Origin of the sequence: Streptomyces violaceus (genome assembly GCF_036014075.1) — a bacterium.
Taxonomy (GTDB): Bacteria; Actinomycetota; Actinomycetes; order Streptomycetales; family Streptomycetaceae; genus Streptomyces; species Streptomyces violaceus.
On the sequence record NZ_CP107911.1, the window covers coordinates 4,387,149 to 4,412,526 of the forward strand.

At 72.0% G+C, this 25,378-nt stretch carries 24 protein-coding genes; 7 read left to right on the plus strand and 17 right to left on the minus strand.

Annotation, left to right across the window (positions count from 1 at the left end; translation table 11 throughout):
• Positions 1-30 precede the first annotated feature (30 nt).
• A complete protein-coding gene (locus tag OG542_RS19700) occupies positions 31-774 on the minus strand; it encodes an Ig-like domain-containing protein (protein WP_328412623.1) in 744 nt (247 codons plus the stop codon).
• A 192-nt stretch (positions 775-966) separates the two neighbouring features.
• On the minus strand, positions 967-2,628 hold the full coding sequence (locus OG542_RS19705; protein WP_328412625.1) for a glycoside hydrolase family 13 protein: 1,662 nt from the start codon (positions 2,626-2,628) through the stop codon (positions 967-969).
• Positions 2,629-2,935: 307 nt separating this feature from the next.
• On the opposite strand from OG542_RS19705, the gene OG542_RS19710 reads away from it, so the two are divergent.
• Positions 2,936-3,883: an LAETG motif-containing sortase-dependent surface protein gene (locus OG542_RS19710; protein ID WP_328412627.1), complete on the plus strand. Its 948-nt coding sequence runs from the start codon at positions 2,936-2,938 to the stop codon at positions 3,881-3,883.
• A gap of 739 nt (positions 3,884-4,622) precedes the next feature.
• Here the strand turns inward: OG542_RS19710 and OG542_RS19715 are convergent.
• Both OG542_RS19715 and OG542_RS19720 read right to left on the minus strand, forming a co-directional pair.
• The gene (locus tag OG542_RS19715) at positions 4,623-6,134 is read right to left on the minus strand and encodes an AAA family ATPase (protein WP_328412629.1); all 1,512 of its coding nucleotides are present in this window, start codon (positions 6,132-6,134) and stop codon (positions 4,623-4,625) included.
• 301 nt (positions 6,135-6,435) lie between these two features.
• Positions 6,436-7,392, minus strand: a complete 957-nt coding sequence (locus tag OG542_RS19720; protein WP_328412631.1) for a nucleoside hydrolase — start codon at positions 7,390-7,392, stop codon at positions 6,436-6,438.
• Positions 7,393-7,552: 160 nt separating this feature from the next.
• Between OG542_RS19720 and OG542_RS19725 the strand changes: the two genes are divergently transcribed.
• A complete protein-coding gene (locus OG542_RS19725; RefSeq protein ID WP_261683615.1) occupies positions 7,553-8,110 on the plus strand; it encodes a pyridoxamine 5'-phosphate oxidase family protein in 558 nt (185 codons plus the stop codon).
• Between the two features lie 7 nt (positions 8,111-8,117).
• Here OG542_RS19725 and thrS read toward each other — a convergent pair whose 3' ends face one another.
• Positions 8,118-9,368: a threonine--tRNA ligase gene (gene thrS / locus OG542_RS19730; RefSeq protein ID WP_328412635.1), complete on the minus strand. Its 1,251-nt coding sequence runs from the start codon at positions 9,366-9,368 to the stop codon at positions 8,118-8,120.
• A gap of 401 nt (positions 9,369-9,769) precedes the next feature.
• On the opposite strand from thrS, the gene OG542_RS19735 reads away from it, so the two are divergent.
• On the plus strand, positions 9,770-10,555 hold the full coding sequence (locus OG542_RS19735; protein ID WP_328412637.1) for a hypothetical protein: 786 nt from the start codon (positions 9,770-9,772) through the stop codon (positions 10,553-10,555).
• 87 nt (positions 10,556-10,642) lie between these two features.
• Here OG542_RS19735 and OG542_RS19740 read toward each other — a convergent pair whose 3' ends face one another.
• The 5 genes from OG542_RS19740 to OG542_RS19760 all read right to left on the minus strand — a co-directional run bounded on the left by OG542_RS19740 (position 10,643) and on the right by OG542_RS19760 (position 15,398).
• Positions 10,643-11,425, minus strand: a complete 783-nt coding sequence (locus OG542_RS19740; RefSeq protein ID WP_328412639.1) for a GAF and ANTAR domain-containing protein — start codon at positions 11,423-11,425, stop codon at positions 10,643-10,645.
• 114 nt (positions 11,426-11,539) lie between these two features.
• Positions 11,540-12,301, minus strand: a complete 762-nt coding sequence (locus tag OG542_RS19745) for a TIGR03943 family putative permease subunit (protein ID WP_328418009.1) — start codon at positions 12,299-12,301, stop codon at positions 11,540-11,542.
• Positions 12,298-13,311, minus strand: coding sequence for a permease (locus OG542_RS19750; RefSeq protein WP_328412641.1), 1,014 nt, complete (start codon positions 13,309-13,311; stop codon positions 12,298-12,300). Before OG542_RS19750 ends, OG542_RS19745 begins: the two co-directional genes overlap by 4 nt.
• A 159-nt stretch (positions 13,312-13,470) precedes the next feature.
• Entirely contained in the window at positions 13,471-13,926 is a 456-nt protein-coding gene (locus tag OG542_RS19755; protein ID WP_328412643.1) for a hypothetical protein, read from the minus strand.
• A 128-nt stretch (positions 13,927-14,054) separates the two neighbouring features.
• On the minus strand, positions 14,055-15,398 hold the full coding sequence (locus OG542_RS19760; protein WP_328412645.1) for a helix-turn-helix domain-containing protein: 1,344 nt from the start codon (positions 15,396-15,398) through the stop codon (positions 14,055-14,057).
• Positions 15,399-15,526: 128 nt separating this feature from the next.
• On the opposite strand from OG542_RS19760, the gene OG542_RS19765 reads away from it, so the two are divergent.
• Complete coding sequence (locus OG542_RS19765) at positions 15,527-15,679, plus strand: hypothetical protein (protein WP_328412647.1); 153 nt, start codon at positions 15,527-15,529, stop codon at positions 15,677-15,679.
• A 9-nt stretch (positions 15,680-15,688) separates the two neighbouring features.
• Here the strand turns inward: OG542_RS19765 and OG542_RS19770 are convergent, their stop codons facing one another.
• Positions 15,689-15,886 carry a DUF397 domain-containing protein gene (locus OG542_RS19770; RefSeq protein ID WP_328412649.1) on the minus strand — a complete coding sequence of 66 codons (198 nt, stop codon included), beginning with the start codon at positions 15,884-15,886 and terminating at the stop codon, positions 15,689-15,691.
• Complete coding sequence (locus OG542_RS19775) at positions 15,846-16,694, minus strand: helix-turn-helix domain-containing protein (protein ID WP_328412651.1); 849 nt, start codon at positions 16,692-16,694, stop codon at positions 15,846-15,848. The genes OG542_RS19770 and OG542_RS19775 overlap by 41 nt, the downstream gene beginning before the upstream one ends.
• A gap of 86 nt (positions 16,695-16,780) precedes the next feature.
• Between OG542_RS19775 and OG542_RS19780 the strand changes: the two genes are divergently transcribed.
• Entirely contained in the window at positions 16,781-17,206 is a 426-nt protein-coding gene (locus OG542_RS19780; protein WP_311126726.1) for an ATP-binding protein, read from the plus strand.
• Between the two features lie 212 nt (positions 17,207-17,418).
• Here OG542_RS19780 and OG542_RS19785 read toward each other — a convergent pair whose 3' ends face one another.
• From OG542_RS19785 to OG542_RS19805, 5 genes are all read right to left on the minus strand, one after another.
• Entirely contained in the window at positions 17,419-17,895 is a 477-nt protein-coding gene (locus tag OG542_RS19785) for a hypothetical protein (protein WP_328412653.1), read from the minus strand.
• Positions 17,896-18,000: 105 nt separating this feature from the next.
• On the minus strand, positions 18,001-19,404 hold the full coding sequence (locus OG542_RS19790) for an extracellular solute-binding protein (protein WP_408057871.1): 1,404 nt from the start codon (positions 19,402-19,404) through the stop codon (positions 18,001-18,003).
• Positions 19,404-22,031: a substrate-binding domain-containing protein gene (locus OG542_RS19795; protein ID WP_328412657.1), complete on the minus strand. Its 2,628-nt coding sequence runs from the start codon at positions 22,029-22,031 to the stop codon at positions 19,404-19,406. The genes OG542_RS19790 and OG542_RS19795 overlap by 1 nt, the downstream gene beginning before the upstream one ends.
• 4 nt (positions 22,032-22,035) lie before the next feature.
• Positions 22,036-22,326 carry a hypothetical protein gene (locus OG542_RS19800; RefSeq protein WP_311126722.1) on the minus strand — a complete coding sequence of 97 codons (291 nt, stop codon included), beginning with the start codon at positions 22,324-22,326 and terminating at the stop codon, positions 22,036-22,038.
• 171 nt (positions 22,327-22,497) lie between these two features.
• Entirely contained in the window at positions 22,498-23,559 is a 1,062-nt protein-coding gene (locus OG542_RS19805) for a hypothetical protein (RefSeq protein ID WP_311126721.1), read from the minus strand.
• 221 nt (positions 23,560-23,780) lie between these two features.
• On the opposite strand from OG542_RS19805, the gene OG542_RS19810 reads away from it, so the two are divergent.
• Positions 23,781-24,221 (plus strand): hypothetical protein, encoded by a 441-nt coding sequence (locus OG542_RS19810; protein ID WP_328412660.1) that lies wholly within the window; start codon positions 23,781-23,783, stop codon positions 24,219-24,221.
• 86 nt (positions 24,222-24,307) lie between these two features.
• Positions 24,308-25,267: a hypothetical protein gene (locus tag OG542_RS19815; RefSeq protein ID WP_328412662.1), complete on the plus strand. Its 960-nt coding sequence runs from the start codon at positions 24,308-24,310 to the stop codon at positions 25,265-25,267.
• Positions 25,268-25,378: the final 111 nt, after the last annotated feature.

A 25,378-nucleotide genomic window follows, 5' to 3' on the forward strand; every position in this document is an offset into this window, starting at 1 on the left:
AGTTCCGGCGGACGTGGCCCGAGCCGTGCGCTACCGACCGGCGCCGGATTCCGTCACCTCGATGTCGATCTGCTCGCTCATGGCGCTCACCCCGTTGAGGGTGGCGACCGCCTGGAGGCGGTTGGCGCCAGCCGGAAGGGCCGGGGCCGGGGTGCAGGTCCAGGTGCCGTCGCGGGCGGCGGTGGTCGCACAGGCCTCGCGGTCGTCCTTGTCACGGACGGTGACCCGGGCGCCCGGGTGCGCCGTACCGGCGATCTCCGGACGGGCGGGCAGCGGCACGCCGGACAGCGGACGGGTCAGCGTCGGCCCGGCCAGGCCCACGGTGACGGCACACCGGCCGGTGGCCCGCCGCACCCCGCGCGCGTCGGTGATCCGCAGCACGCAGTCCCGCAGCCGTGTGCCGGGCACTGCACCCACGGGCACCGCCAGCACGAACGGGAACGTACGGCCCCGCCAGGACAGTCCGGTCGCGTCGCCGGTGACGGTGTATGTCCCGCTGCGGCCGTCGGCGGCGACCGAGCCGCGGTAGCCGGCCGCGTCGAGCGGCGTGTCCGTCACCCGGGTCCCGCGGGGCGCGGTCAGCGTCAGCGTGGCACCCGCACCCGGCGCCGCCCCCGGGTGGCCCGCGACCTCGACGATGCCCTCCCGCCCGGGCGCGATGACCGCCGCACCCCACAGCCCGCCACCCTCGGCGGCCGCGGGCGCCCCCGGAACCGCGAGCACCCCCGCGACCACAACCCCCGCCACAGCTGCTGTCCTGCTGTACCTGTTCATCGCGGACGTGACTCCCTGTACGGACGTCGACGGCACTCTGCCACCAATCCTCCCGGCCACCCCCGCAGCCAACCCGCGCTGATCCGCCGCCCGGGTGGCCCACGCCCCGAAAGGGGCGCGGGGAACTGCGCGACCAGCCACGACGCCGCAGCCGCCGAAAGACAACCCACCACGGCACCACCCGCGGAGCGCTCAGCGCCCGAGCCACACCGTCGCGTCCGGCCCGAGCCGCCCGTCCTCCAGGGGAGCGCTGCTCAGCAGCACCTCACCGGCCGGCAGCGGCACCGCCGCACCGGACAGGTTCGTCACGCACCGCCATCCCTCACTGCGGTCGAACCGGAGCACCCCGTCCGGGGCGTCCACGGCCCAGGTCAGCTCCTCTCCGGCAAGGAGCTTGCGGCGCAGCCTGAGGGCCGTGCGGTACAGCTCCAGGGTGGAACCTTCCACCCCGTCCTGGGCCTCGACGGCGTACGCGGCGAAGCCGGACGGCTGCGGCAGCCAGGCACCGCCGGGCCCGAAGCCGTACGACGGTCCGGCCGTCGTCCACGGCAGCGGCACCCGGCAGCCGTCGCGGCCCTTGCGGACGTGGCCCGTCTGCTCCCAGATCGGGTCCTGGAGCACCTCGGTGGGCAGGTCGGCGACCTCGGGCAGGCCGAGTTCCTCGCCCTGGTAGACGTACGCCGAGCCGGGCAGCGCCAGCATCAGCAGGGTGGCCGCCCTGGCCCGGCGCAGACCGGCCGCCTCGTCGACGGCCGGGGCGTGACCGCCGGACAGGAGCCAGGCGTTGAGGTCGGTGCCGGGCGGCAGCATCAGCCGGGAGGCGTGGCGTACGACGTCGTGGTTGGAGAGCACCCAGGTGGCCGAGGCTCCGGCGGCCCGGGCGGTGTCGAGCGAGTCGGTGATGACCTGCCTCAGCTCGCCCGCGTCCCAGCCGGCCTCCAGATACTCGAAGTTGAAGGCCTGGCCCAGCTCGTCCGGACGGGCGTAGAGCGCACGCCGGGCGTCCGGCACCCAGGCCTCGGCGACGGCCATGCGGGGCGGTCGGTAGGCGTCGAGGATCTTGCGCCAGTCGCGGTAGATCTCGTGCACGTCGTCCCGGTCGTAGAGAGGGTGCGTGCCGGGCGGCAGACCGGTGAGCGCCTCCTCGCCGCTCGGCGCGTGCGTGCCGAGGTCGCGCAGGGGTTCGCTCAGGTCTTTGACCAGGGCGTGGGCGACGTCGATGCGGAAGCCGTCGACACCGCGGTCGGACCAGAAGCGCAGGGTGGTGCGGTAGTCGGCGCGGACCTCCTGGTTCTCCCAGTTGAGGTCGGGCTGCTCGGGGGCGAACAGGTGCAGGTACCACTGCCCGTCGGGGACGCGCTTCCAGGCGCTGCCGCCGAAGACGGACTGCCAGTCGCTGGGCGGGAGTTCGCCGTGCTCGCCGCGGCCGTCGCGGAAGACGTAGCGGTCGCGGGCCGCCGAGCCGGGGCCGGCGTGCAGGGCCTCCTGGAACCAGACGTGCTGGTGTGAGGAGTGGTTGGGCACGATGTCGACGATGACCTTCAGACCGAGGCGGTGGGCCTCGGCGACCAGGGCGTCGAAGTCGTCGAGGGTGCCCAGGCGCGGGTCGACGTCCCTCGGGTCGGCGACGTCGTAGCCGCCGTCGGCGAGCTCGGACGGGTAGAAGGGGCTCAGCCACAGGGCGTCCACACCCAGGGCGGCGAGGTGGGTGAGGCGGCGGGTGATGCCGCGCAGATCGCCGAGTCCGTCGCCGTCGGCGTCGGCGAAGCTGCGGGGGTAGACCTGGTAGACGACGGCCTGCCGCCACCAGTCGGGATCCCGGGACGACAGGTCGAGAGTGGAGCGATCGGTCACGCGGTCTCCTTCGCGGGGCATACGGGCGACAGCATTGAATCTGTCCAGAATGCCGGAAAAAGGAAACATCGGGGAGGTCGGAGTGATCCATTCCTGCTGTGATGAAAGTGTGATGGAGGAGTAACTACCTTTGCATACCCGCAGGTTGACAGCGTGCTGCGGCGCCGCCACGATGAGGTCGCACTGTGGCGCATGTGACCAATGAGCCCAGTGTTTCTCAGACCACTCACCCCGGTACGGCCGGCCGCCGCGCGCTGCCCTGCTGCCGTCACCCGGGTTCCGGCATACGCCAAGAAATGGGATCCGCATGTCCATAGCGAGACGTGTCACCGCGCGACGCCTGCTGGGGACGGGCGCCGCGACCCTCGCCCTCTGCGCCGCCTCCGCCACCACCGCGTTCGCCACCGGTACGCCCGGCGGCGACGGCTGGTCGTCCGGCGGCAGCTACAAGCCCGGGACGGGCGCGGGGACGGAGACCGGCACCGACCGCTGCCAGTTCTCGCTCGACGGCACGAACTTCTACGACTCGGTGAAGGTCGACGACCAGAACCTGAAGCCGAGCGAGGACGGCAAGGTCCACATCAAGGTCCGCACCGCCGGTGACGCGGCCACCTGCACGGCCTCCCTCGCCTCCTACCTCGCCCACGGCGCGACCTTCGGGACCTCGGGCGAGCAGGTGTTCGTCGACTTCGACACGGTGACGGTCAAGCCGGGCGCCACCGACTCGCTCGACATCGCCATCCCGGACAAGGGCTGCTTCGGGCAGATCGACCTCTACCGTGGCGCGGTGAAGTTCGACGGCGAGCTGGACGCGAAGGACGGCTTCGAGCACGGCGAGCTGCCCAAGGGCCCGGACCGCCCGGTCATCAAGGACAAGCTGATCGCGGCCTGGAACGGCGGCACGGAGGACTGCACGAAGACGCCCCCGCCGGCTCAGACGCCGCCCCCGTCCAGCCCGCCCGCCGAACCCTCGGAGCCGCCGGCCGAGCAGTCGACGCCGCCGGCCCCGTCGGAGCCGTCCGAGCCCTCGTCCCCGCCGGCGACGGACACGGACACGCCCACCCCGTCCGAGTCCGAGTCCTCGACGCCCCCGGCCCCCAAGCCGAACGGCGGTGGCGGCGACCTCGCCGAGACCGGCGCGAACAGCAGCACCGGCCCGATCGCCTTCGGCGCGGCGGCCCTGCTGGCGGGCGGCGCGGCGATGATGATCGTCACCCGCCGCCGCACGGCGAAGCGAAACGCCTCCGGCGCCTGAGTCAGGCCCGCCTGTGAAGCCCTGCCCTGCCCGCACCTCACTGGGACTGGGGCAGGGCGGGGCCTGCGATTCCCGCGACGGCCCGTCAGTCCGGCGAAGACCTCCGCCCCTCGCCCCGGCGCCGCTCGTCCCGCCCGGCGCGACCACCGCCACCGCGACCGACCGGTCCATGCGGCGAAGCGCGACCCGCCCGGCGTCCGAGCCGGGCCGCCCCTGAACCGTTCCTGAGGACTGAGCAGGAGTGAGCCTGATCAGCCGCACGCCCCGAACGGTCTTGAGCGCACTGGTCACCGGCGTACTCAACCCCGAGGCGGCGACACGCATCCCGTGCGTGGTCCGATCCCGGGAGGCCGGTTCCCTCACGACCTGGCCATATGGATACGGCCAGAGGCGACGGGGAGGCCCCGAACCATCACTCCGGTGGAGCGGGGGCCCCGCACACTGGCGCCGTACCCGGCGTCCCAGATCGCACGATCACGTTAGCCCGGTCGTCCCAGGACACCGCAAGCCCACAAGCGGACCATCACACGATCGAGCTAACTCGACCTCCTGCGCACTTCCCCGCGAGCAGCTACCACCCCCCGCCCTGCCGACACCCCTCCACGCCTGCGGCAGGGCGGGTCCAGCGATTCCCGAGACGGGTGGGCCGACGGTCAGACGGCCGCCGCCATCTCGGCGCGATGGCAATTTTCGTGGGCAGCGCGGCGTTGGTTCGGGACAGCACACCCAGGGCCACCCTCTAAGGCAGAACAGCCGTCGGCATCGTCCGGCCGTAGAGCTCGTCGAGGCCGATCAACAGGACACCGCCCCGCTCGGCCTCATCGCGCAGGGCATCGCTGAAGCCGGCAGCGCTGAAACACGCCAACCCGCAGCGCGTCGTGTCCATCCCCCGTCCGGCAAGGAGTTCCCTGGCCCGCTCCAGACGTGCCAGATGGTTCGTTCCCATGACAGTCCCCCACTTCGCCTCACCGAGCAGCGCGACCGCGGACCTGCCTCCACCGGAGCCCGACTCCACCACGGCTACGTCGATCTGGATCTGCCGACGCTCCCGCGAGTCGGTCACCACGCCACATCCGACCTCGCCCATCGACGTGTCGAGCAGCGTGCGGCCCGGCCCGAGCACGTACTCCCGGCACAGCGCCTCAAAATGCGGACCGGCCACCTGCGCGGCGAAGCGCTCCGCCGACCGTGCCCACACCTCTGCGGCCTGACCACTCTCGAGGCGCGCCCAGGCGGGACGCATGATGGCCTCGTAGAAGGTGATCAGAGGCTCGGTGATGCGGTACTGCGACTTGCCCGCCCGGAAGACGTCCGCCTCCCGCACCAGCAGGTGGCTGTCCTCCAAGACGTTGAGCGGATGCGAGATGTCGACAGACTTGCGGCCGATGTAACCGGCGATGCCTCCTCGCGTCGCGTTGCCCTGCGCCACGGCCGCGAGCACCGAGTGGTACAGCGCGGTGTCACGGATGTCCGCCTCCTCGGCAAGCAGATACCGAGCCTCCCGAAAGAGCGGACTGAACGGCGCCAGGACGGTGCGGCACACCCAGTCGTCGAAGTCGCCCATACTCACGGGAACGTCATCGGCCAGGAACTGACGACGGTACGCGGGCGTGCCTCCCACGACGGCATGCAGGCGCGCGGCCAGTGCGGGCTCGTCGGCGACGCTCCAGAAGTCCGCCGCAGCCCGGTATCCGAAGGGACGTACGACCAGTTCCAGTTGCGCCCGGCCACGCAAGGGTGCGGTGCTGGCCAGCAGCCCACCCATGACGGACATCGCCGAACCGCACAGGAGCAGCCGCATGCCGCTCTCTTCGATCTGGAATCGGTCGATCACGCGCTGGATGAGCGAGGGGAGCTCAGGGGCCGCCTTCACCAGGTACGGAAACTCATCGATGACCACGAGGAAGGGGCCCTCCCTCCTCCCGGGAACGGCCAGACCGAAGAGATACGAGATCGCGTCGTCCCATGTGGCGAAGGAGAAAGGCGCCGGCGAATCCACATGGTCGGCCAGAGCCGCGCTGAACTGGCGGAGGGACTCCGCCTCCGTCCCGGCCGTGGCCCCGAAGTAGAAGCCTCCGCAACTCTCGACGAGCGCCCGCAGGAGATACGTCTTGCCCATACGTCGTCGACCGCTGACGATCCCGAGCATGGCGTGCGGCACAGGCCGGTTCACGAAGGAGCTGAGCGCGCCCCATTCGCTCCCGCGGTCGTAGACCCGCGACGGCTTGTCCGGCCTTGCCCGACGGTGCATGTGACTCCTTGGAGTACCCCGGATCCTAATAAGGAATACAGCCCTAAGGAGTGTACTCCTAATGTGACACCCGGCCAGGAACCCCGATCGAGGCACCGAGAGCGGCCCCCCGAGGAAAGACGCCGCCCGCGGCAGCGCCCCCTTCACTCTCTCCTCGGCCGGACTCACGCCCGCCGCCAGCCAGGACGTCATCGAAACGTCCGGGGCCTACATCCCCGGCCACGGCACCCCGACCGCCATCCTCGCCGGACGTAACCGCAAGGCCGATCCCCGTACGACCGTTCGTGCGCTGCCTCCAGCGCTAAAGCGTCTTCAGGTACAGGTTGACGTACCGCTCCACGTCCACATCCAACGCCACGTCCACCAGGGGCTGTTCGCGCGTGCCCTCGTGGATCTCGGACTCGCCGGGGCGCGGGCGGCGGTCGACGATCGTCTGGCCGCGGGCGGGGCCGGGGGCCAGGACGACCTCGACCGGCAGGGCCTCGGTGGTGATGCCCTTCGGGTCGACGACCGCGCAGATCGCGCCCGCGTCCCCCAGGCCCCCCATGGGCGTGGGGTCGCCGGAGGTCGCCGGGTCGCGGTGGGCGAGCAGCTCACCGGCCAGCCGCAGACTCGGTTCCGCGCTCGTGCGCAGCCGCCGCACCTCCCCGGCGGGCACCAGGACCCGCTTGAACACGTCCAGGCCGTACATCGTGATCGGCACCCCGGCGGTGAGCAGGACCGCGGCGGCCTCCGGGTCGTGCCACACGTTGAACTCCGCGACCGGCGTGGCGTTCCCGGTCGCCACCGCGCCGCCCATGAACACGATCCGCTCGATGTTGCGGGTCACCTCGGGGTGCGTCCGCAGCAGCAGCGCGATGTTCGTCAGGGGCGCGGTGGGGATGAGCGTGACCGGCCGCGGCGAGGCGAGGATCTCGCGGCGCAGCAGCGTCACCGCGTCCACGTCGACCGGCACCCGGGTCGGCGCGGGCAGTCCCAGATCCCCCATGCCGTCCTGCCCGTGCACATGCCGCGCCGTCCGCACGGGCTCGATCAGCGGCCGCTCAGCGCCCCGGGCCACGGGGATGTCACCGGCACCGGCCACCTCCAGCACGGTCAGCGTGTTGCGGACGACCCCGTCCACGTCCGTGTTCCCGGCCACGCAGGTGATGGCGCGCACGTCGAGCGCCGGGTGCCGTACGGCGAACAGCAGGGCGAGGGCGTCGTCGACACCGGTGTCACAGTCGATGATCACCGGGATGGGCTGACCGTCCGTCACGGCGAGGGCTCCTTCCACTGGTCCCGGGCTGGGCTCCGTACGGGCGACCTTACGCGCCCCTCGAACGGGTGAACCGACGCCGGGGCGCACACGGGAAGGACGTAGGAAGACCGCAGGGAGTACGACAGCACAGACAGCTGAGGACGACAGGAGAGACGCCATGCCGGCACCAGGTCCCGCGCAGCAGCCCACCACCGAGCTCGACCCCCGCTACAGCTCCGCGCTCAACCCCCGTCCGGGCGCCTCGGGCGTCACCGCCACCGAGTGGGACGAGGCGCAGCGGCGACTGGGGGCCGCCGAGATCTTCTGGGTGTCCACGGTCCGGCCCGACGGCAGGCTGCACGTCACGCCCGTCATCGCCGCCTGGCACGACGGGGTGCTGTACTTCTCCACCGGCCGGCAGGAGCAGAAGGCGAGGAACCTCGCGCATGACGCGCACTGCGCGCTGACCACCGGGGCGAACTCCCTCACCGAGGGCTTCGACCTCGTGGTCGAGGGCAGGGCGCGGCCGGTCGCCGACCCTGCGCTGCTGGAGGAGGTGATCGCGGCGTACGAGGAGCAGTACGGGCCGCACATCACCTCCCCCGAGGGCACCTTCCACGGCATCGGCGACGCGTTCCGCAGGGGCGACGACGTCGTGTACGCGGTGGCCCCGGACACGGCGTACGGCTTCGGGCGGGACAACGGGGTCTACTCCCATACGCGTTGGTCGTTCTGAGCCCGTCCTACGACCGGTCCCACAGGTCGGTGCCGCGGGACGCCACCCGGTCGGCGATCCGCCGCAGCAGTTCGGCGGTGGGCAGGGCGGGGGGCCGGCGGCCGTCTCGCAGGCGCGGGGAGGCGAGGTCCGCCGCGGCCTCCCGCCCGCCGATCACCGCCTGGTACGGCACCAGCCGGGCGGCCCGGATGCGGGCGCCGAGGGTGCCCTGTTCGGGGCCCGCCACCTCGGCGCGCAGGCCGAGTTCGCGGGCCCGGCCGGCGAGGGCGTGGGCGCTGTCCGCCTGGTCCTCAGCGACCGGCAGGACGACCACCTGCACCGGCGCCAGCCACGCCGGGAACGCGCCGCCGTGGGTCTCCAGGAGATGCGCCACCGCGCGTTCCACGCTGCCGATGATGCTGCGGTGCACCATGACCGGACGGTGCTTCGCCCCGTCGGCTCCGATGTAGTGCAGGTCGAAGCGTTCGGGCTGGTGGAAGTCGATCTGGACGGTGGACAGGGTGGTCTCGCGGCCGGCAGGGTCGGTGATCTGTACGTCGATCTTGGGGCCGTAGAACGCCGCCTCGCCCTCGGCGGCCTCGTAGGGAATGCCGGAGCCGTCCAGGACCTCCCGGAGCAGGGCCGTGGCCCGCCGCCACAGGTCTGGGTCGGCCACGTACTTGCCGCCCTCGCCGGGCAGCGAGAGACGGTGGCGGGAGGCGCGGATGCCCAGGTCCGCGTAGGCGCGGCCGATCAGCTCCAGCGCGGCTCGCGCCTCCTCGACGGCCTGTTCCAGGGTGCAGAAGATGTGCGCGTCGTTGAGGGTGATGGCCCGTACCCGGGTCAGTCCGCCGAGGACGCCGGACAGCTCCGAGCGGTACATACCGCCCAACTCGGCCATGCGGAGGGGGAGTTCACGGTAACTGTGGGACCGGGAACGGTAGATCAGGGCGTGGTGGGGGCAGAGGCTGGGGCGCAGCAGGACCTGTTCCGCGCCCAGGCCCATCGGCGGGAACATGTCGTCGCCGTAGTGGTCCCAGTGGCCGGAGATCTCGTACAGCTCGCGTTTGCCGAGGGCGGGCGAGTACACGTGCCGGTAGCCGGCCGCCCGTTCCGCCTCGCGGACGTACTCCTCCAGGGTGTGCCGCACCACCGCCCCGTCGGGCAGCCAGTACGGCAGCCCCGCGCCCATCAGCGGGTCGGTGTCGAAGAGGTTCAGTTCGCGGCCGAGCCGGCGGTGGTCGTGCATGGTGGTCTCCCTCGGTTCTGAGGCGAGCACCGCGCGACGAAGCCCCGGGGCACTCGCCCCGGGGCTTCGGACATCTGGGTCAGCTGTCAGCGCGCCGGGACACTCTCCGGCGTCGTCGTGAGAGACGGGAACGGCTGGGCGCGCTGCATGGGCGTGACCGTAGCAGGGCGTCGGCGCCCGGGCGACGGATTTTCCGCCCCGCCACCCCGCGGCACCCCTCGGCCCCGCACCCGCACCCGCACCGCCCGTCCTCACCCGAACAGCCCGTCGCACTGGTGTGCCGCCCGCCGCGGTGGTGCCGTATGAGCACAGACGCGATCACAGACGCGATCTCAGAGCCGAATCTCAGAGCCGATCTCAGACCCGATCCCGGAGAGCCCGCCCGCCAGAAGGCGCCTCCAAGGATGAGCCCCGTGCAGGAGGCACCCCCGATGACCCACCCTCCGGCCACCGCCCGTGTCCTCCTCGCCTCCGCGCTGTCCGTGACCGGACTGCTGACCACGGCCGCCTGTTCCGTCGAGGAGCCGCGGCCCCGGTGGTTCTCCGCCTCCGCCCCCGCCTCGGCCGCCTCGCCCGCCGTCGAGCAGCCCGCCGGCTCCGGGGCCGCGCTCACCGAGGCCCAGGCCCAGGCCGCGCTGATCACCGAGGCCGACCTGGGCGAGCCGTGGGGGCCGACGCGGGGGGCCAGGACCTGGCGGGACGGGCTGCTCAAGGCGACCACGGAGAAGCCGGACTGCCAACGGCTGCTCGACGCCCTCTACGCCGAGGACCTCTTCGGCCCCCCGAAGGGCCCGCACGCGGTGTCCGCGCTCGACGACGCCGACACCGACGCCCAGTTGCGCTACCAGGTCGCCGCCCACCCACCGGCGGACGTCGACCGCGCCCTCGACTGGCTGAAGTCGCTGCCGGGCGAGTGCGGCCAGTTCATGGCCGCGACCACGCGCGGCGGCGTCCAGACCGTCGAGGTCAGCAGGATGCCGCTGCCCCCGGTCGGGAACTCCCGCCAGGCCCTGCGGGTGACGCTGGCCGGCGAGACGGAGGAGGGGGAGCTGACGTACCTCACCATGGACCTCGCCGCCGCGCGCGTCGGCGAGGAGGCCATCACCGTCACCAACGCCGGTCTCGACGAGGTGCACGCGGAGGTCACGCAGCAGACCGTGAAGCTCGGGGTGCGGCGGCTGACCGATCTCAGGGAGCAGGGCCGGGCGCAGATCTGACCGGCTCACCGGCCGATCGGTCCACCGGACCACCGGCCGATCGGCCGATCGGTCCACCGGTCCCCCGGTCCCCCGGTCCCCGAAGTATCAGTCCCGTTCGAAGCGCGTGCGGTGGGCGAGCACGTCGCGTGCCACGTCGACGGCCGTGCACCCGCGCGCGAAGGCGTCCGCCCGCAGCCGCGCGAGGGCGTCGTCCGCGCCGACGCCGAGATGCGCCATGATCATGCCGACGGCCTGGTAGACCTCGTCGTGGTCCGCGGCCAGCCCGTTCAGCCAGTCCTCCCCGTCCCGCGCCTCGGGCTCGTCCGCGCGCGCCAGCGCCATCAGGGCCACCGTCATGACACCGGCCACCAGCCGGGCCACGTGCAGCTGGCGGGCGGTCAGCCCGCCCGGGCAGTCGCGGTACAGGTCGAGGGTGCCCACGTACACCGCGTCGCTGCCCAGCGGCACCGCGTACACCGCGCGCACCCCGGCCGCCGTCGCCTCCTTGGCGAAGACCGGCCAGCGTCCGGCGTCGCGGCCCGTCGCCAGGTCGCGGGCGAGCACGGGCGCGCCGTCCCGCACAGCGCTCTGGCAGGGGCCGTCGCCCAGCGTCGCCTGGATCTGCGCCAGGTGTGCGGCCCGCGCGTTGCTGGCACTGAGCTGCACGGGCATGCCGTCGCCGCGCAGCGACACGCTCGCGCCGACCACCGGCAGCAGCTCGACCGCGACCTCGCACAGCCGCCCGGGAACCTCACCGGGCTCGGCACCCCGCACGCCCTCGGCGATCACATCGGCGGCCCGGATCCCGTCCGGGTCCAGGTCACCACCGGCGCGGCGAGGCCCGGGGTCACCACCGGAATCACCGCCGGGGTCGTCCCTGGGCCGCACGACAACCGCCTCCTTCGCTCACCCCGGGCCTCTGGCGGCCGACACCCGCACGCTCCGAATACCTCCCGGAATCGAGCGCCGACTACCCGTCGCAGATGGGGCGAAACCTCCCGCTCAGCGCTTCTCGTAGGGGTTGTCCGGCTGCGGCACCCGTCGTACGGAGGTGACGTCGAGGACCGGCGGCCAGGCGGCGGCCGAGCCCAGCTCGCCCCTGGGGTGCCAGGTGCCGGTGACCGTGACCCAGGTGTCGACGGGCGGGGCGTCGGCGCCGCGCACCTCGGCCTTGCCGGACGTGGCGTCGGCGGCGCAGCAGGAGACGAGGAGGCGGGTGACGTACCAGGTGCCGTCGTCGCCACGGGTGACGAAGCCGGTGAGCCGGACCGTACGTCCTTTCAGCGAGCGGCTGCTGTCGTAGACCGCCCGGGAGCCGAACTCTCCGAGGGTGAGGTCGAGGGGGTTCCCGGACGGCAGCGCCGGGAAGCCGCCCACACCCCGGGCCGCCCGCTGGGCCGCCTCGCGCTCCGCGCTGTAGGAGCCGAGCGCGGGCGGCGGGAACAGCAGCAGGGCCAGGGCGGGGAGAGCCAGGAGCCAGGCGACGCGGGGGCCGGCGGGGCCGTGGGTGTGCCCGTCATGCTCCTCCTCGTGCCCGCCGCGCTCCTCGCTCTCGTCTTTCTCCTCGTGCCCGCCATGCTCCTCCGCGGTCCGCGCCACCACCCCCACCACCACACCCAGCAGCACCAGCCCCACCCCCGACACCACCAGGTACGGCCGCAACCCCGCCTGGACGTACCGCAGGTACAGCTCGCTGAAGAGCGACACCCGCAGGATCGCCGCGCCCACGAGGGCGAGCAGCACGGCAGGTCCGTAGCGCCTCACAGCAGCCACCACCCCACCAGCACGCTGCTCGCCACGGCCACCAGCCAGGTCGCGGACGAGAACCGCAGCGCGAAGGCCCGGCCGAAGGTGCCCGTCTGGAGGGCGATCAGCTTCAGGTCCACCATCGGCCCGGCCACCATGAACGCCAGCCGCGCGGTGGGCGAGAACCCGCTCAGCGACGCCGCCACGAACGCGTCGGCCTCACTGCACACGCACAGCACGACCGCCAGCACGGCGAGCAGCAGCACCGACAGCCAGGCCGACCCCGTGAACACCTCCAGCAGCGACCTCGGTACGACGATGTCGAAGGTCGCCGCGGCCGCCGCCCCGAGCACCAGGAAACCGCCCGCGTGCAGGAAGTCGTGCTGGAGCCCGGAGACGAAGGCGCGCGGTCCGCCGCCCGGCGCATGGTCGCCACTCCGCTTCGGCGGCCGCAGCCATTCCTCCCGCCCGAACCGCACCCACAGCCAGCCCATCACCACGGCCGTGGCGAGCGAGGCGACCAGCCGGCCGAGGACCATCTGCGGCAGCCCGGGGAAGGCGATCGAGGTCGCCACGAGCACGACGGGGTTGATCGCCGGCGCCGACAGCAGGAAGGCGAGCGCGGCGGCCGGGGCGACACCCCGCCGCATCAGGCTGCTCGCCACCGGCACGGACGCGCATTCGCAGCCGGGCAGGACGACCCCCGCCGCGCCCGCGACCGGCACGGCGAGCGCCGTACGGCGGGGCAGGAGTCGGGTGAAGACCCGCTCGGGCACGAACGCGCCGATCGCCGCCGACACGACCGTGCCCAGCAGCAGGAAGGGCACGCCCTGGACGACGATCGCGGTGAACACCGTCCACCAGGCCGCGACCGGCGGCGTGTAGAGGTCGAGCGCGAGCAGGGGCCCGAGCACCGACACCACCGTCACGATGGCGATCAGCGCGACGCCGCCGAGGACGGTGTACACGAGGGCGCGCAGGGCCGTCCGCAGCCCATCGGCAACCGTCGCCGTCCGTTCGTTCTCCACGCGCCCCGCCCCGGTCGTTCACACCCCGGAAGGAGGTTAACCCGCACGACTGTGCGAGGTCCTTGGTTCTCCGAGGAGGGGGCTGTGCGTCGCGCGCTGCCAGAGACGGTTTCCTCGCCGGGCGCAAGCACAGGATCTGACCGACGACATCAGGTTCGCCTACTCATACGGATTCGCCGAGAATTCGGGGCGTTCACTTGGAAAGTCGCTCGGGAAGAACGGGATGTGCAGCGATCCAGTGAGCAGATGAAGAACCGTGGCCGTCGAACTCACAGGCGAGACGACAGCGCCGAGCTGACCAGCCTGGATGATCACCGTGGGCCAGCGCTCGGGTTCTCCCACGGCGATCCACGCCAGCACGTCGGCGTTGTCTGTCACCCCCCATTGGACGAGATGATCGGAGGTGGACCGATGTTCCTCGAGAACACGGCTCAAATGGTTCGACGTCTTTTCGCGGAGAATGGATCGCAGTTGGTAAGTACTGTCGGTGATGTCGAGATTGCTGTTCGGTGCGCCGTCCGCGAAGACCCAGACGAATTCGTCGAAGCAACCGACGCCATAGGTTTGAATCAACTCGCGATGGCTGGCCGGAGTGATTTGGGCGGGGTGCGCCAATGCCTCCCTCCTCACGGAAGCGGGGTGGGGCGGAGGGGGGCACCATGCGGCAAGGTGACGCAAGTCCTTCCATGGAGCGCTTGCTTGATGCCGAGGCGTCGAGCTGCTTTCACTGCGGGCCGCTCTCCTCACAGAGGAGGCTGTGCGGGCGCGGGGCCGAGGGTGGTCGTGCCCGGGGCCGTACGGTGTCCGAGCCCCGTCCGGTAGGCGTCCAGGGCCGCTTCCACCCGCCCGGTCCGCCGCAGCAGATCGCCCAGCAGCCGGCACAGGTCGGCCAGGTCACCGGCCGCGCCCGCCCGCTCCAGCAGGCTCAGGGCACGGACGTAGTGCTCCTCGGCGTCCTCGGTCCGGCGGGCGTCCTCGGCGATGATGCCGAGCAGCCGGTGCGCGGCGGCGGAGTGGACGGCGCCGCGCTCGGGGGACAGGTCGTCGAGGACGTCGTGCAGCAGGGCCGCCGCCTCGTCGGACTTGCCGCGCCGGTGGAGTACGTCGGCCAGTTCCACGGCGACCTGGCTGCTGTAGAGGGCGGCGCGCTTGGCCGACAGCATGCCGAGGGCCTCCCTCAGCTCGCCCTCCGCCCGCTCGAGTTGCCCGTCCTGGGCGTACACATAGCCGCGCATCCAGTGGCAGTTGGCGAGTTCGGTGCGGATCTGCAGGCCGCGGTACAGCTCGGCGGCCTTGGCCAGCGAGGCGTCGGCCTCGGCGAGGCGGCCCTCGGCGACCAGGGTGCGGGCGACGGACCGGTGCATCCGGGCGACCAGGGCTGGGTCGCCGGACTGCGGGGCGAGCGCCAGGGCGAACTCGGCGGCCTGGGCGGCGCGGGCATGCGCACCCATGTCCATATAGGGCCCGATGACGCTGGCGTAGAGCAGCAGCAGGGCGTCGGGATCGTGCAGTCCACCCCGGTTCAGTTCATCGAGAGCGGACTCCAGCAGATAGACGGCGTACCGGAGCTCACCGGCGAGATAGTGCGCGACGGCCCGCCCGCGCAGCGCCGGGACCCGGGCGGGCAGCGGCGCCCCGGCCAGACAGGCCTCGGACCGCTCGAAGTACTGCCGGCCCGCCACCAGCTCGCCGGTCTCCAGGGCGCACTCGCCGAGCCCGAGCAGCGCAGTCGCTTGTTCCGCGGCCAGCCCGTGCGTCTCCGCCTCGACGAGCAGCTGGGCGTACTGCTCCGCCGCCGGCTCGGCCTCGCCGACGGCGAAGGTGCGCTGGGCCTCGGTCAGCCGCAGCCGCAGCTCGGTCACGACCCGCGCCGAACGCCCGGTGGCGAGCTCGTCGAAGGCGACGCCGAGCCGCTCGGCGAGATGCCGCAGAGCGTCGTCCGAGGGACGCACCCGGCCCGACTCCAGGGTGGAGACATAGGCCGGTGTGTACACAGGCTCCGCCAACTGCCGCTGCGTCAGTCCGCGTTCGACACGCAACCGCTGCACCCGGCGCCCGATCGTCCCCGGATCGTCACGCTCCCCCACGCCAACTCCCCCTGCCCCTCTTGCCGTTCGCCCTGAACAGCCCCTAGGTTAAACGGAGTGTTAAGCCGGAGTGTTGCTCATGCTTAATACGCTGCTGCCGTAATCGCCGCCCCTGTTGCGAGGTCGCCGTGCTCGAACGCACACGCACCGCCGAGCGGTACGCCAGAGGTCTCACCGCGGCCGTCGTCGCCGTCGCGACACTGCTGCTCGCGGCGAACGCGGGTCCGGCGAGAGCAGACGAACCCAGACAGGATCAGCGGACCGTCGCCGACGCCCGCTGACCCTTCCGCTCACGCACTGACGTACGTCACGAAGGCGGCGTAGGCCTCCGGAGCAACAGTGACGATCCCGACCTCGGGGTTCTTGGAGTCACGCACCGCGACGCCGGGCAGACCGAGGTCGGCGACCTCGACGCAGTCGCCCCCGGTACTTCCGCTGTACGACGACTTACGCCACGTCGCGCTCCTCAGCTGCTGGCTGGTCTCCATAGCGCTCCTCCATCACGTGGGCGATCAGGTCTGCCGAGTCCCGTACCGAGAGGGCAGCAGCTCGCACTTGATCGTAATGGAGCCAACCTTCGCTGACACTATCCGGATTGGCCGTCATGTGCCCTTGGACGAAGTCCTCGGTGTAGACGATGTCCGGGTCGTCATCGAGGCGCAGGAGGTTGAAGGAACCCTGCACACTCGGGTGCTCCCCCGCCGAGAACGGCAGCACCTGGATCTTCAAGCGCCTCTCGTTCCGGAAACTCAACAGGTGCGCCAGTTGGTTTCGCATCACCGCCCGGCCACCCATGGGCCGGTACAGCACTGCCTCGTCCAGCACCACCCACACCAGCGGCGGCTTCTCTTTCCGCAGAAGACGTTGCCGATCCATGCGGGCCTCGACCAACTCTTCGAGGTTCTCCGGCTGAACCGCGCCCAGTACCGCTCGTGCGTACTCCGGCGTCTGCAGCAGCCCGTACACCAACTGGCACTGGAACGTGGAAATGTAGGTCGCCTTCGCCTCCATCTCGGCATACGCCTGGAACCACGCCGGCAACTGGCTCCGCAACACCAACCCAACGAGCCTCGAAAAGCTCCCGTCGGTCATCAGCGCCGCATCCGCCCGCTCCGCGAACTCCCTGGTCGGGACCTTGTGGGCCGTCTCGATCTGGCCGACGAGAGAACCCGTGCAGAAGATGCAGTCCCCGAGCTCCTTCTGGGACAGCCCCGCACTCTCGCGGTACCGGCGGAGCTCGGAGCCGAAGTAGTCCAGCGGTGAGGCGGTGGGGTCGAGTCGGCGGATGTTGGGCATGGAGTGGTCACCCCCAGGTCCGAACGCGGCACGGCGTTCAATTCGGTCTGTAGCCGAGCGTAATCACTCGACTCCACCCTGGTGGCATGAATCACGCAACCCACCAGCCCTGGCCAGGACTTGGCTCCAGGTACGGCACCGACTTCACCTTGGGTGAGCACTCCGCCCGGCATCTACGCCGGATCCTCAGGGTGTACCTCACCGCCTGGGAGATGAGTGAACTGTGCGACCCGGCCGGCCTCGCCCTCACCGAACTCGTCGCCAACGTCGTACGCCACACGCCCGACCGGCGCGCCGCGGTGCTGATGGTGCGGTGGCCGGACGGGCGTGGGGTGCGGGTGGAGGTCACGGACACCTGCCCGCGACCGCCGGTGTCCACAGCTGTGGAGGAACTCGCCGAAGGCGGACGAGGCGTGCTGATCGTCGAAGCCGTCACGGACCGGTGGGGGTGGGATCCACTGCCCGACCGGCCCGGAAAAACCGTCTGGTTCGAATGTGATGTGAAGCCGTAAGGCGATTAGGAAATTCGGTTAGTGCGAATTCCCTCGTGCGCGAATATAACGCCAGCCGAAGTAGAGAACTCCGAGAGCCCCTACGGCCGCACCGACGGCACAGGTCGCCGTCGCCCACGCGGCCATGTCACGCGTAATCCACAGCAGACTCACCACGACCAGCGCTATGGAGAACAGCAGACGTTCTCCATAGCCCGGGCCGCGACGGCCGGTCAGTCCCCGGTCGCCGTGCACTTGTAGGTCACGCCCTTCATCCTGATGTCGCGGTACCCCGCCTTCACGGTCGGGTTGGTGGGGGCGACATCGGTGCCGCCGCCACCGCCGCTTTCCTTCTTGCGGCAGTAGTAGCCGAGCGCATCGAGCTTCTCGATGTCGCTCATCGCCTGGTACTTCTTGTAGGACGCGATCATGGCGGCTCGCCTTTCCGCGGGCGTGGCCTCCTTCGCCTTCGTGTAGGCGTAGCACCCGACGCTGGCGCCGATCCCTACCACCGAGGCTCCCTTGGCCAGCGCCTTGGTGAGGCCCGCCGCGCCGCTGCCGATCCCCAGGACCGCGCAGATCTCGTCCGCCCCGGCGCGGAGTTCCGGCTGCGCCGGAGCCGCTTGTGCCGTCTGCGCTCCGGCGGCACACAGCGCGCCGGTCATGGCGAAGGCGATTACGGAAGAAATTCCCTTGCTTCGTACGCTCACGAAGTCATCCCCGTTTTTTGTTTGCATGGTCAGTGCGAAATTGAGGCTACCCACGGGGGACACACGTACGCAATGGAGGAGTTGTGAACATCATTGGGAGGAGATTCAACCGGGTAAAACTTCCCTCAACGCCTCGTCAAGGTTTTTCGCTATCTCCGCGTCACCGAGCCCGCTTCCCCCCGGCCCCCGCGGAGGAGGGTCGTACAGGGCGTCGAGTTCGGTGATGAGGGTGCGGTTCACCGCGCCGTACAGGGGCGTGACCGGGCGGTGCACGGCCTCTTCGAGAGCCGGGTACAGGATCTCGCGGGAGTAGCTGGTGCCGTCGGCGAAACGGTCGGGGGGCGTACGGACCGTGCTCTCGCCGGTGGGGGACGCCGAGGGCGTCTCGGCGTACGCGGGGGCGTGGCGGCAGTCGGGGGCGGTGCCGGACTCCTCGTAGGCGGATGCGCGGGTCGCGGCGAACCCGGCGCGCAGCAGGCAGCGTTCGCTGTCCGGGTCGGTCAGGAACGCGATGAGTTCCTCGGCCTTCGCGGCCCGTTGCCCGGACATGGACGAGGTGACGGCGAGGTTCTGGCCGCCGAGCACCGCCTTGCCGGGCAGCCGGGCCACACCGAGCTTGCCCTTGAAGGTCTCGTAGAGGGTGGGATAGACGTACGGCCAGTGCCGCAGGAAGGTGGTGCGGCCTTCCGCGAAGGCGCTCAGCGACTCGGCCTCCCGGGACTCGAGGGCCTCCTTGAGCATGTAGGCCTTCGTCGTACGCGCACGCAGTTCGGTCACGCCCGCCGTCAGCTGTTCCCTGGTCGCGACGTACTCGCCGTCGCGGTCGGTCAGCCGGAAGCCGGGTACGGCCGAGGCGAACGCCTCGATCGCGTTGACGGTACGGCCCTCGTACGCGGCGAGCTGGGTGGTCCAGCCCGCGTTGTCGCCGGCGGGGTCGACGGCGTCGATCAGATCCCGCAGCTCGTCCCAGGTGACCCCGCCGCTGAGCTCGGTCTGGGAGGCACTGGCTTTCCGCAGGTGGTCCTTGCGGTAGTACAGCAGGCCCGCGTCGCTGTTGAAGGGGACCGCGTACCGCTTGCCGTCCCAGTACGACGTGCTGTTCACGGACGGGATGAGATCCTCGGGGGACTTGACGGCCGCGTCCGTCAGCGGGCGGACCAGGCCGGATTCGGCGAACTCCGGGATCCAGGTCACGTCGAGGTTCACCACGTCGTAGTCGGCGCTGCCGGACTGGAGGGCACCGAGCAGCTGGCTGCGCTGCTGGTCGGCGGAGCCCGGCAGCTCCACCAGCCGGGCCTGGTAGCCGTGTCGGCCCTCCCTGGAGTTCCAGGCGTCGATGAGCTGCTGGCGGATGCCGTTCTTGCCGGTGACGTCCTGGCCGCTGGCCACCACGATCCGGGTGGAGGTGTCGGCGCCCTGCGGCTGCTCCTGCCCCTCACCGCCGGTGCAGGAGGCGAGGGCGAGCAACGACAGCAGGGACAGCACGGCGGCGGGCAGGCGGCGGGCCATCATTCCTCTCCCATTCCGATGCGGGCGACCTCGTCGCGCAGGCCCGGGACCAGGTCGTCTCCGGCATCCAGGCAGCGGCCCCGGCCGGCGTCGGCGATGAGCGTGCCGGGGCGGCCGCTGTCGCAGGCGCCGCTGTTCAGGGTCACCATCGCCACGGGCACACCCGCGGTCCCGGCCCGGTCGACCACCTGCTCCAGCCGGGCGCCGGTCAGGCGGGTGTCGTCCTCGCCGTCGGTGAGGTACACGATCAGCTGCGGCCTTTCGTCGTCGGCGCCGCGCTCGTTCATGAACGTCAGTGCGTCCAGCAGGGCGGCGGGCGGATCGGCCTCCGCGTCCCGCACCTTGCCGGTGTCGAGGGCCCCCTCGGCTTCCTTGCGGGGGTGTGTGCCGAAGGGGAGCAGCTCGGTGTGCGTACGGCCCGTGAGGCCGTGCACGGCCCACATCCCGTACTCGTCCTCCCCGCCTAGCCCGGGCAGGGTCTGCTTGAGGATGCCGGGGCCGCCGCTGGGGCCGTCCCACAGACCGGCCATCGAGCCGGAGCTGTCGAGCAGGAAGAGGACCCGGCCGGGTCCGTGCGCGTTGCCGTACTGCTCCAGTGCCGTGTCCAGGTGCGACGGGTCGGCGGAATCCGCCGGGGGGACGGAGTCGGTCAGCCCGTCGGGGGCCGACCCGGCGTCGAGCAGGGCGCGTTCACCGCTCGCGGACCTGAAGCCCTGCTCGCCGAGCACCGCCCGGCCTTCCGCACCGGTCAGCCAGGTGCGGAAGCGGTCCGCCTCGTCGTCGCGCGCGTCAGCGTCCAGGTCGCCGTGATCCCAGCGCACCCGCACGAACGTCGGTTCCAGACCGGGTACGTCGTCGGGGTAGGCGGCGGTGCGCGGGACGCGCGTGGCGGGGTGGCAGCCGACCCCGCTCCTGAGCAGGAACTCCGGGACCAGGGCCGCGCCGCGGTCGTCCACGTCGTCGTCGTCGGGCAGTGTGCACAGCAGTTTGACGGCCGAGGGCTCGGGCCGTCCGGGCCGGGTGAGGAGCCGCTCGGCACCGCGCGCGTCGTCCCCGTCGCCGTACAGGCCCACGGTCGCCAGCAGTGCCGAGCCGGTGAAGCCGGGGTCGGGGCGGTGCACTTCGGCGGCGCCGGGTGCTCCCTCCAAGGCGTCGACCAGCTCCGACAGCGACCGCCCGGTGGGCTTCCCGACGGTGTGGGCGAGGTCCTGCGGGACGGCCAGCACGACCGGCGAATACGCGAACGGCTCGGCGTCCGGCTCCAGTCGGGCGAAGACCCGGTCTTCCTGCGCGGCGGTGACCCGGCCGACGTCGGCGCCGGTCGCGGGTATCCACACGTCCGGCTGCGGGCCGATGTCCCGCTGCGGATTGTCGTCCTCGCGCGGCTGCTGCCAGGTGTCGGTCCGCTCGCCCAGCGCGGTCACCACGGCGGCGGCACCGGCACTGTAGACGGTGACGCCGCCGCGCCTGCAGCCTTCGTCCGTGGTGTTGGCGTCCGAGGCGAAGTAGGCGTCCGCCGCCGCTTGCATCGCCGGTTCCAGGTCGGGGTCGGTGAGCACGCGCAGCTCCAGGGACGGCGCGCAGGTCCCGGAATCGCCGATGAGGGCGAAGATCCCGTAGCCGCCGGCACTGGTGGCGAGCAGGGCCAGCAGGAAGGTGAGCAGGGTTCGGCCGAGCCGCTCGGCGACGGCCCGGGCGGTGTTGGCCGCGCGTCTGAGCAGGCGTGACCGGCGGGGGCGGGGCGGAGGGCCGGGCGTCGGCGGCGGGGGAGGTTCTGGAGGCCCAGACGCAGACGAAGACGAAGACGAAGGCACAGGCGCAGGCGAGGGCACAGGCACAGGCGCAGGCGCAGGCACAGGCGAGGGCACCGGCCGCGCCGCCAGCAGGATGTCCGCGTCCGGGTCCCACGGAGGGGCCAGTGCCTGCGGTATCTGCGGGTCGTCCTCCTCCGCCCGGTAACCCGCCTCGTCCATCCGCTGCTTCAGCGTGGGATACAGCTCGGAGAGCCACACCTCCCCGCCCTCGTCGAGAACCTCCGCCAGCTCACGGGTGAACGGCGTCGCGATGTCGGCGTCCCCGCCCAGGATGCAGCGGTTGGGCTGGACACTCATCAGGAGGAGGACCTTCTCCCTGTTCCCCTCCGGATCGGCGAAGCGGTGCCAGACCCCCGCGGCATGGCCCGCGTAGCAGCAGTCCAGGATCACCAGCACCTTCTCGGCGCGGCTCTCGGCCACGCAGATCTCACCCAGCACCTGGGCGAAACTCACCGCGCCGGGCAACTCGCCCGCGACCACCCGCGCGTTGCGCATCTGCAGGTGCAGCTCGCCGCCGGACGTGTTCACGACGGCATGCCCGGCGAAGTAGAGCAGCAGCAGGCCCTCGGTCTCGCGCACGGCGCGGCGCAGCGCGCCGGTGAAGTCGTCCTGGGACGGCGAGGCCAGCCCTCTGACCTCACCCGCGCCGAACACCCCGCCCCGGTGCAGGGCCTCCTCGAGCGTCGTCCGGTTGTGCCGCACGGCGGGAAGCTGGCCGGTCACGCCCTGCGGGTCCGGAGCCGTGTGGTCGTATTCGGACACGCCGACGAGCAGCGCACGGTTCACTCGGCCGCGCGGGTCGAAGCGGGTCACCGGGCTACTCGCCGTCGGAGCCCAGCGGACGGATCTCCGAATCGGGTTCGCCGCCCTGGAGCCTGCGGCGGTTGTTCTTCCAGGTCTTCACCGCGCGGTTGGTGTACTCGGTGAGCGCCACGACCGTCGCGGCGTGACCAAGCAGTTGGAGGACGAGCTCGATGTCGGGCCCCAGACGCCCCTTGGGCCCCTCCGTGCTGGTCCGCTCCTCGATACGCAGCTTCCCGGCGGAGAGCAACTCCTCCAGGGGCTCGTCCCGCTCCAGCCATGCCCGCAGGGCTCTGACATCGTCCACGGTCGCGCCTTCACCCAGCCGGACGCGTACGCCTAAGACAGCCACTTCGTCCCCCTCTGTCATGTCCGACATCATGACACTGGGTCAGGCCTCGGCGGCAGACCTGTGACGCGACCAGCGCAAGCGCGATTGCACGCCCCCTTCACGCCAGGCGCACACGGCGCACGCGGCTCAGCCCTGGGTCTGGAGCTGGCGCAGTTGCCGCTGGACGTGGTCCAGGGCCCCCTCGCGCCGCCCGGGCACCCGGCCGCGCAACTCGGCGAGCCCAAAACCCAGTTCACGTGCCTGCGCGGAGTCGGATATCTGCCCCCACTGGTGGTGGGCCCGGTCGACGGCCGACTCGACGGCGGGGGCGTCCACCGCCTGCCCGGCGTTCAGCCGGGCGACGGCCACCGACAGCCAGGTGCGGCAGCTGCGGGCCGCGTCCCCGGCGAACATCGCCAGGTCGGCCCGTACCTCGGCCCAGTGCAGTGCCTCCTCCGAGGCGGGCCCGTGCGCGGCCACGGCGGCCTGCTCGTGCCGGGCGGCGAGCGCGTCCGCGTCCTGGTGCCGGCCGGACTGGACCGCGGCGGTGATGGCGGTGTGCGGATCGCCGCTCACCGGCCCCTGCGCGCTGACCACGATGTCCCGGCCGGCGCTCTCCTGCGCGATCCGGGCCAGCGCCTGCTGGTGCAACTGCTCGGGCGGCGGGCGGAACCCGCTGCGCAGGATCGTCGCCACGGCCTTCATGTACGCCGGTGCCGCGACCGTGCGCCGGGACGGCGGTGGGGCGATGCGCCCGTGGACGGCGGTGCCGCGGCCCGAGTCCAGGGGGGTGCTCCGCAGCAGCTCCCAGGTCTCGGCGTCCGCGTGCAGGTCGAGCACCAGCGTGGTCGCCCCGGCGGGTCTGAGCCGCAGCTCCTCCCGGAACCAGTGCCAGGGGAAGGCCGTGTAGCGCACGGTCGGGGCGGTGGTGCGGGCCAGCGCGAGATGCGGCAGGCGCTGCTTGCGGTCGAGCTGAAGCTGTCCGGTGACGTACACGGTGAGCGGGCCGGGGGCCGTGGCGGCGGCGCGGAGCCGGGTGAGGACGGCCTGCGGCTCCAGCGGGTCGGCGAGTTCGACGACGTTCGCGGTGTCCGTGCCGGACAGCACGGCGGGCGGCACGGCGGCGAGGACGGGGAGCACGGAGGCGGCGTCCACCAGGCGCCCCTTGCCCAGCGGCGAGGCCGCCAGCAGCAGCACGGTTCCGGGCATCTCTTCCCCTCCCCCGGTCGATCACGTACGGCAGCACCGTAACCTCTGCGGCTGCAAAGGGGGCCCTCAGGACCGCAAACGTCCGCCTTCGGGTGGTTCGCCCCCGGCCTCGGGCAGGAGTGCGCGGGGCCGCCCGGGGCCGTGTTCCCGTACGCCGACTTGCCAGCGGCCCCCCGCAGGTGTGCCCTGGTAGGCAGGGGCAGGGAGAGAGGAGCACTCTCATGGCTCATGCGGCACCCGCCTCACGCGAGGTCGCCCTGCGGCGCCGTACACCCGACCTCTTCAGCCCGCGCGCCCACGCCATGGCGAAGGTCGCGGTGCCCGTCGCCGTCGGGCTCGTCTACGGCTACTGGGCCGCGGCCCTGCGGCGCGACGCCGGGCCCATCACGGGCTGGAACCTGCTGTTCGGCTTCCTCACGACGATCGTGTTCGCGGTGGTGTTCGCCGCCGTCTGGAACGTCGCCCAGCGGCTGCGCCGCGAGCTGCACGCGCTGCTCTGGTTCGTCTTCACGGGCTGCGCGATGGGCTTCCTCTACAGCCAGACCGGCGGATCCGTGCTGAAGTCCACGGGACTGGGGCTGGCGGTGGGGGCGGGCGTGCTCGTGATGCTGTTCTACCGGTACTACTCGCGTGAGGACGCGACCGGCCACCGCATCGTCTGACCGGCCGTCCCCTTTCGGCTCGACATGTGCGGCCGATTGCAGTCACTCCGCGCGCGGAGCGGGCCCGGGGCGGCTTGCCTGGGAGGGTGCCCGAGCCCGACCGGGCGCCCGTACCCGAGAAGGCGCCCCCACGACTGCGGAACGCCCTGTCGGCCGTTCTGCTGGCCCTCGCGTGCCTGCTCGTGCCGTTCGGGGCGCTAGCGTCCTGGGCGGCGCACGGGCTGACCGACACCGGCCGCTACGTCCGTACGATGGCGCCGCTCGCCGCCGACCCGGACGTGCAGCGCGCGGTCGCGGACGCCGTCGGGGACGGCATCATGCGGGAGGCCGGGCACGAGCTCGACACCGGCTCCCTGCGCGGCGCGGTCGGGCCCTTCGTGCACGACGCGGCGCGTTCCTTCACCCGTACCGAGGCGTTCCGCGCCGCCTGGGACGCGGCGAACCAGGCCGTCCACGCCGCCGTGCTGCACGCCCTGTGCGACGACGAGGCGCACGCGGCCGCGGTCACCGTCGACCTCGCCCCGGTCGTCGCCCGGGTCAAACGCCAACTCGCCGACGACCACGTGTCGTTCGCCCACCGCATCCCGGTCGCACACGCCCGGGTCCCGGTGCTCCCGGCCGGGGACCTGGACCGACTGCGCAGGGGATACCACGTGCTGGACACCGCCGCCTTCTGGCTGCCGCTCACCGCCGCCGTCCTGGCCGTCGCCGGGATCGCCGTCGCCGCCTGCCGCCGCCGTGCGGTCACCGCCCTCGGCCTCGGCACGGCCCTGGGCGGAGGGCTGCTGGTCCTCGCCGTCGCGATCGGCCGCCGCCTCACCCTCGCCGACCTGCCCGACGCGCTCCACCGCCCGGCCGTGGGCGCGGTCTACGACGCCCTCACGACCACCCTGCGCACGGTGTCCTGGCTGCTGCTCGTCCTCGGCCTGACGGTGGCGCTCGGCTCGTGGCTCACAGGCCGGTGCCTCGCCGCGCGGCACCGCGCGCGAGCATCCGCAGCGCCCGCCGCAGATCCCCCTCCGGAACCGACGCAAGCCCGAGCCTGACCGCGTCGGGCGCAACCGGGGGCCACAGCGAAGACAGGCCAGGCATCTCGGCGATACCGTGCCCCGCCGCCACGGCAGCCGGCGACGCACGGCACCTGACTCACAAACCCG